General features: G+C 55.3%; 7 protein-coding genes. 2 read left to right on the forward strand and 5 right to left on the reverse strand.

The window, feature by feature from the left end:
* The 4 genes from VMW13_11445 to VMW13_11460 form a co-directional block, all read right to left on the reverse strand.
* A partial coding sequence (locus VMW13_11445) for an FAD-binding oxidoreductase (protein HUV45426.1) occupies window positions 1–1,349 on the reverse strand: 1,349 nt, incomplete at its 3' end.
* Window positions 1,350–1,353: 4 nt separating this feature from the next.
* Window positions 1,354–2,223: a lipoyl synthase gene (lipA, locus tag VMW13_11450; GenBank protein HUV45427.1), complete on the reverse strand. Its 870-nt coding sequence runs from the start codon at window positions 2,221–2,223 to the stop codon at window positions 1,354–1,356.
* Window positions 2,220–2,939 (reverse strand): lipoyl(octanoyl) transferase LipB, encoded by a 720-nt coding sequence (lipB, locus tag VMW13_11455; GenBank protein ID HUV45428.1) that lies wholly within the window; start codon window positions 2,937–2,939, stop codon window positions 2,220–2,222. Before lipB ends, lipA begins: the two co-directional genes overlap by 4 nt.
* Window positions 2,940–2,963: 24 nt before the next feature.
* Window positions 2,964–3,971 carry a zinc-binding dehydrogenase gene (locus tag VMW13_11460; GenBank protein HUV45429.1) on the reverse strand — a complete coding sequence of 336 codons (1,008 nt, stop codon included), beginning with the start codon at window positions 3,969–3,971 and terminating at the stop codon, window positions 2,964–2,966.
* Window positions 3,972–4,272: 301 nt separating this feature from the next.
* Here VMW13_11460 and VMW13_11465 point away from each other — a divergent pair, with 301 nt between their 5' ends.
* A complete protein-coding gene (locus VMW13_11465) occupies window positions 4,273–5,235 on the forward strand; it encodes a thiamine pyrophosphate-dependent dehydrogenase E1 component subunit alpha (protein ID HUV45430.1) in 963 nt (320 codons plus the stop codon).
* A 32-nt stretch (window positions 5,236–5,267) separates the two neighbouring features.
* Entirely contained in the window at window positions 5,268–6,242 is a 975-nt protein-coding gene (locus VMW13_11470; protein HUV45431.1) for an alpha-ketoacid dehydrogenase subunit beta, read from the forward strand.
* A gap of 206 nt (window positions 6,243–6,448) precedes the next feature.
* On the opposite strand, the gene VMW13_11475 is transcribed toward VMW13_11470, so the two are convergent.
* Entirely contained in the window at window positions 6,449–6,718 is a 270-nt protein-coding gene (locus tag VMW13_11475) for a hypothetical protein (protein HUV45432.1), read from the reverse strand.
* Window positions 6,719–7,003 lie beyond the last annotated feature (285 nt).

Genomic DNA, 7,003 nt, shown 5'->3' on the forward strand with positions numbered 1-7,003 from the left:
GGTGGTTCCGGCCACATCCCGGGGTTCATAATACTCTTTGGGTCATTCTGTGCCCTGGTTCTATTTATCTCATCGAGTCGAGCTTCGCCAAGCAGACCACGGTATGCGGCATTCCACACCCCGAGTCCTCCCCCCGGTTTACCACCCAGACCAATCGCCAGGTTGGAAACAGTGCTCGGCGCCTGCATGGCGAAGAGATACTCCAACGGTTTCGTTTCGTCGGTGACAATCAGGGGCATCAGACTACACTGTTTCTCAGAAACCACGTACCCCAGCAGACCGATGGGCCCCTTGTTCAGTTTTTCCAGACCGGAGTAGAACTCCGTCACGCGTTCCAGTGGCAGGTAGGCGCTGCTCGGGACTACGCTGGGCACCGCCCGTTTCACCCGGAGCATGTTGAACCGTTCCTGCCATTCGTGTTCAGCGCCCGCTATCTCAACCCCGTGGTGTTCATGGTATAATTTCTCAAACTCTCCCGTGCCCTGTTCCACTTCCGATTTCTCACCATCGAAGCTCACCAGCAGCACACCGCTGCCCTCCCCGAAGTCCGTTACCGGATAACCGGCTGCCTGCAGAAGAGACAGGTAACGGTGGTCCTGGAACTCGATATTGTAGGGTCTCTGCGGCATGTTAGCCAGTGGCGATAGAACGGCAAACAGGTCCTTGATATCATTGAAGCAGGTCAGGCAGTGCGCCATGAAATCGGGCTTTCTCCGTACGCTGAGCGTCAGCCTGGTAAGGATACCCAGCATCCCTTCCGACTCAAAGAACAGTTCCAGTCCCTTACCGGCCTGATACTCCTGTGTACTACCATCGGGGAGGACTACCTCTGCCGAAAGAACATGCTCAAAGACCGGCCCATATTTCAGACTGCCTATGCCCAGACCGCTGGTCATTACCCAACCGGCCAGAGTGGCCGACCGGGCACTGGATGGATAGCTCTTCAGAGTGAGGCCCTGCCGGTTCAGCTCTTTTTCAAGCTGCCACCAGGTAGCACCCGCCCCGACGGTCACCGTAAACTGCTCGACATCAATGGTCTCTACCCGGTTGAGGTCAAGCAGATCCAGCACGACGCCCCCTTTCTTGGGGACTGCGCCGAAGAGGCCCGAAGACCCGCCACCACGGGGGATGACGGGTATTCCCTGCTGCTGGCAGTACCGGACAACCGATGATACCTGCCCGGTACTCTCCGGCCTGACCACGGCGTCCGGCATGGTACGGAGCATGGCCTTGACACCCCGGGGAATGTGCACTATATCGCGGGCGTAGAACCAGCGCTCGAACTCGCTGACAGTGGTGCGTTCACCGACCAGGTTCTTGAGGTCTTTCTCAAGGGCGTTTATGTCCATATTCCTACTTCAACCCCTCAGTTGCTCTGGCATAGAGATGGGCGGCATCGAAGGAGCTCCGCACCAGTGGTGACGAAGCGACAGCACGAAAACCCATATCCTGACCGATACGCTCATACTCACTGAATTCATCAGGAGTGACGAACCTGACCACAGGATGGTGTTCGGACGATGGTGCCAGGTACTGACCGATGGTCAAAAGACCGCAGTCCACTTCCCTGAGGTCAGCCATTACGCGGAGCATCTCGTCTTTGGTCTCACCGAGTCCAACCATCAATCCGGACTTGGTGATAATCCGGCCGTCAAGCTCCTTGACCAGCCTGAGAAGCTCCAGGGAACGCTGGTAGTCGGCTTTCGGCCTGACCTCGGGATAAAGACGGGGAACCGTCTCCAGGTTATGGTTGATAACGTCGGGACGAGCGTCGACCACCAGCCTTAAGGCCTCCGGACTACCGGCGAAATCCGGGACCAGGACCTCCACCGTAAGCGCCCGGTCTTCCGCCTGCAGCCTTCGTATTGTGCGGGCAAAGTGCGCAGCACCACCATCGGACAAGTCATCCCGGGTCACCGAGGTTATCACTATATGCCTTAGACCGAGCCTCTTCACCGCCTCCGCCAGGTGTTCCGGCTCTTCTTCGTCAACCGTCTCGGGGACGCCCTTCTTCACCGCGCAGAAGGTACAGTTCCTCGTGCAGGTATCTCCGAGCAGGAGAAACGTGGCCGTTCCCTGCGAAAAGCAGTCGCCTATATTGGGACAGAGGGCGCTTTCACAGATGGTATGAAGGCTCAGGCCATCTATCAAAGTCCTCATGCCGGACATGGTTCCGGGCTCCGGAATCCTTTTCTTGAACCATGACGGTAGCCTGTTATTCATAAAACGCACCTCGATGGACTGTCCGTCGCCCACTCAACCTGGACAGCAAATACTTCGGCGAAACGGTCCACCAGTTTCAATGCCACATCGTCAAAGGTTACATTACGGGAGAGAAGCCCGGTTATCGATGTTATCCCACAGTCAACGATACCACAGGGGTTGATGTAGGAGAAGTGCTCCATGATGGGGTCGATGTTGAGGGCCAGCCCATGCATGGTGACCCACCTCCGTATGCGGACCCCGATGGCGGCAATCTTCTCATCACCCACCCAGACACCCACGTACTTCTCGTTCCGGTGAGCCTCTATCGAGAAGTCGGCCAGAGTGCGTATCACCACTTCTTCGAGGTCGTGGACGTAGCGGTGGATGTCCTTCCCCCGCTTCCTGAGGTCGATTATCGGATAGGCGACTACCTGTCCGGGGCCGTGGTAGGTTATGTCTCCACCCCGGTCAGTGAAAAATACCGACAGGCCCCGTTTTTCCAGTTCCTCCCTGGCCAGCAGGAGGTTGTCCAGTTTACCGGACTTGCCGATGGTAAAGGTAGGCGGATGTGAGAGTACGAGAAGTGCATCAGGTCCTTCACCGGTCATGTTCTGCGACCAGAGTCTTTGCTGGATATCATACGCAGCGGTATATCCAACAGGTTCACGCCAGTAATGAACGCGCAGCATCTCAAGCACCTGAGCAGTCGGGACCACCTGTTTCTGCAAAGTCATAGCGGAATGAAATGCGATTACCACCTACGGTAGTATCAGCACTTTGACGGCCTCTTCAGCTTTTAGTTGGGTCTCGTACGCCTCGCTGGCCTGGTCCAGCGGGAACTTATGGGTAATCAGTGGCTTCCTGTCCACCTTACCCGAACCTATCAGTTCCAGGGCATGCCGGAACTCGTCGAACGACCATGCCCAGGACCCGTACAGCGTTATCCCTTTTCGTACGAACAGGTTCATTTCAATTTCCGGTGATTTCTCAAAGATCGATACCACGACCACCTTGCCATTTTCCTTTGTCATGGTGATTGCCTGCTGCAACACAGGCGTACCCGTGTAATTAAGCGGAAGGCCGGCGCAGTCGTAGACAGTGTCTGCCTTACCCGTCACGTCGGGCATGAAAGACATTTGCTCGGTACCCGTTAACTCAATTATTTTCTGTACGGGGTCTTCACGACCGGCGTTGACCGTTACGTCGGCACCGAGCTGGCGTGCCACCTCCAACCGTCGGTCCGATATGTCTACCACAATAGTCCTGACTGATGCAGTTGCTTTCAGTACCTGAAGGGCACCCAGTCCAATGATGCCCGCACCTATTATCACGTGTGTCTCCCCATCGGCCGGAGCTGCCAGATTAACCGCGTGAAGCGACGTGGCCAGCGGTTCCGTCGTGGCCGCTTCCTCGAAGCTTATGCCTTCCGGGATGGGAAGCAATGCTACCGACATCATTGCGGGTACCCGGTAGTACTCGGCATTGCCACCCATGCCCACGGTACAGACCCTATCACCGACCTTGACCCCGGCTGCTTCTCCGTTAATCTCAACGACTTCACCACTGAACTCGTGCCCCATAACCCTTCCCCCGGTCTCAACTGGCACGCCAAGGTCTTCAAACAAACCGTGTCTATAGGTATGCAGGTCCGACCCGCAAATACCACAGGCACGGACACGGAGGAGTATGTCACCTTGCTCCAGTCCAGGTTTAGCCACTTCCCCGACCCTTACATCCCTGGGACCATAGTAAGCTGCTGCTTTCATCTTAGTTCTCCACTTGTCAGAATCCCGGGCTGATACTGGAAAAAGGAATTACCTTCTGCTCTATATACTAGACCCACCACCGATTACGTGTCAACCGAATTGCGTGTCTCGCTAAGCGTAGTGGAACAACTGCACCTGGGGTTTACAGGAATGGCGCTGTTGTCAAACAGACCGGTAACATATAGAATAGAGCGAAAGGTCATGGCATCCCGGTCGGTAAACTGCAAACATACGTACTGTGCAGCAAGTACAGGGGAATGCCTGATAAATCAGGGGAATGCCTGATAAATCAGGGGAGGGCATGATGAATATCGAAAAAGACAGGCTGGTTAATATGTACCGGACGATGGTGCGGATTCGGCAATTCGAGGAGCGGGTCTCCAAAGAGTTTGCCTCCGGTAACATTCCCGGTTTCGTTCATCTCTACATCGGGGAAGAGGCATCCGGTACCGGTGCCTGTGCCGCCCTTCGTCCCGATGACTACATCACGAGTACACACCGGGGACACGGCCATGTCATTGCCAAGGGAGGTCGGACGGACCGAATGATGGCCGAGCTCTTTGGTAAGAAGACAGGCTACTGTAAGGGCAAGGGAGGGTCGATGCACATCGCCGATACCGACCTCGGTATACTCGGGGCTAACGGCATTGTCGGTGCCGGCATTCCCCTTGCCGGCGGAGCAGCGCTTTCCGCCAGAATGAGGGGCACGGACCAGGTTGTCATCTGTTTTCTTGGTGATGGTGCCAGCAACCGCGGTACCTTCCACGAAGGTATCAACCTGGCCGCTGTGTGGCAACTGCCGGTGGTCTACGTTCTCGAAAACAACCTCTATGCTGAAAAGACCCGCATCTCCGATACCTATAAGCTAACCAACCTGTCGGACCGGGCGGGAGCCTTCGGTATTCCCGAAGTTACCGTGGACGGTAACGATGTGATTGCCGTCTACGAGGCCGTCCAGGCCGCGGTGGAGAAGGCCAGGGCCGGTGAAGGCCCATCACTGATAGAATGCAAGACTTACCGAATTCACGGCCACTTCGAGGGGGACCCCCAGACCTACAAACCCGCGGAAGAGGTCGAGGAATGGAAGAAGAAGGACCCCATCGACAACTTCCGCAAGCGACTGGCCGATATGGGGGTATTGACGGATGAGGATGCCGGAGCAATCGACCGCGAAGCAGCCGGGGAGATAGACGATGCGGTCAGGTTCGCTGAAGAGAGCCCATTTCCGGCCCCGGAAGAGGCCCTGGAAGACGTCTTTGCCTGAGGAAGGCCTTTTAAAAGGAAGGTGATGAAATAATGAGAGAACTAAGTTTCAGCCTGGCCCAGAACGAAGCCTTCGATGAAGAAATGGCCCGAGACCCGCGTGTCTTTATCATCGGCGAGGATATCGGGGAGCACTGGGGCGGGCCGATGGGACAGTTCCGTGGCCTGTTCGCCAAGTACGGCGCCGAGAGGATACGTGAAACGCCAATCTCGGAGACAGCCATTATGGGAGCCGCCATCGGTGCGGCCGCAACCGGAATGAGGCCTGTCGCCGCCATGATGTTCGTTGACTTCCTCGGCGTTGCCGCCGATGAACTGCTCAATCAGCTCCAGATGCGTTACATGTTTGGTGGCAAGACGACTCTGCCCCTGACCATTCTGGCCAGTATCGGCACCGGTGTTTCCGCAGCCGCACAGCACTCAAAGAGCCTCTTCGGATGGCTGATGGCTATTAAGGGTCTCAAGATTGTGGTGCCATCGACACCCTACGACGCCAAGGGTCTTCTCAAGTCGGCCATCCGGGAAGATAACCCGGTAATCTTCCTCTCCCACAAGAGGCTGGGGGGACGCCTGACAAGCGAGATACCTGATGAGGAATACACTATTCCCCTGGGTAAGGCCGACATCAAACGGGAAGGTACCGATGTCACCGTGGTCGCCACTGCGTTCATGGTCCACCGCGCCCTCTCCGCAGCCGCCACCCTTCAGGAAGAGGGTATCAGCCTGGAGGTTATTGACCCGCGCACCCTGGTGCCACTGGATAAACAGGCCATTTTTGACTCCGTCAGGAAGACCGGCCGACTGGTTATCATCAGTGAAGAGCCGCGGACAGGGAGCTGGGCCGCCGAGGTATCGGCCACCGTAGCCGAAGAAGCTTTTGACAACCTGGATGCCCCGATAAAGAGGGTCTGCGCCCCGGACACCCCGGTCCCCTTCACTCCCGGTCAGGAGAAGTTCTGGACTCCCGACGAGGATGACCTAATCAAGGCAGTCCGGGAGATTATCTAGTGTGTGTTGTCCCTGAGATTCGATAAGTAATTCGTAGCTATCAGGCAGCTTGAATAAGATACAAGGCCCAGTTCAAAGTCCCTCCATCCTGCCGGTAGTTTTTGCAGAGTTTTTCAAAGACACCACACTGGCCTAATTCCAAGTAAAAAGGGGATTTGAAAGTTACACAAGAACTAACTCGTTTCGCGGCCAAATACCCTGTTATCTTACTCAGGTGGTTGCTTTTTGGCCTTGAGTTTTCTCGCCTCTAGAGCTTCAGCTATCGCCTGTTCTCTAGTTAAAGTACCTTTCCTTCTTGCCTGGTCTCTAGCTGATTGCCTGATTTCTTCAGTAGCTCGTTTTTCCGCTCGCTTGGCCTTCCTTGCTTTCTGATCCTCTTCAATCGCCTGTTCCCTAGCCGATCGCCTGATTTCTTCAGTAGCTCGTTTTTCCTTTCGCCTGGCCTCTTTTGGTGATTGTTCTTCCTGGTCTGTCACCGTTCTACCTCCCAACACTGGATAATAATGGAACCGGCCGTAAATTAGTTGGAATAGGCCAGCTTCACTATATGAACGCTATCTTGCCGAGCAAGATAAAGAGGAACGATTTGCTCTTGTAGCGTATTCAGATGAGGATTGCCTCCTCCGAATCAAAATGGGCAATATCGGCTAAAGGAAATCCGCTATCACACAAATCGCTTGTTCCTATTTTCAGCAGTGAACTATCGGGGCTGTTTGAGAGGCAATAGCGTTTGCAACCGTATGGGCTACACCTTTTCGATG

This window comes from Dehalococcoidales bacterium (genome assembly GCA_035529395.1).
Taxonomy (GTDB): Bacteria; Chloroflexota; Dehalococcoidia; order Dehalococcoidales; family Fen-1064; genus DUES01.

Excerpts from the sequence above, each read along its gene's own strand:
- VMW13_11470 (HUV45431.1), top strand. The coding sequence starts at position 5,268 with ATGAGAGAACTAAGTTTCAGCCTGGCCCAGAACGAAGCCTTCGATGAA.
- VMW13_11460 (HUV45429.1), bottom strand. The coding sequence starts at position 3,971 with ATGAAAGCAGCAGCTTACTATGGTCCCAGGGATGTAAGGGTCGGGGAA.
- lipB (HUV45428.1), bottom strand. The coding sequence starts at position 2,939 with ATGACTTTGCAGAAACAGGTGGTCCCGACTGCTCAGGTGCTTGAGATG.
- VMW13_11465 (HUV45430.1), top strand. The coding sequence starts at position 4,273 with ATGATGAATATCGAAAAAGACAGGCTGGTTAATATGTACCGGACGATG.
- lipA (HUV45427.1), bottom strand. The coding sequence starts at position 2,223 with ATGAATAACAGGCTACCGTCATGGTTCAAGAAAAGGATTCCGGAGCCC.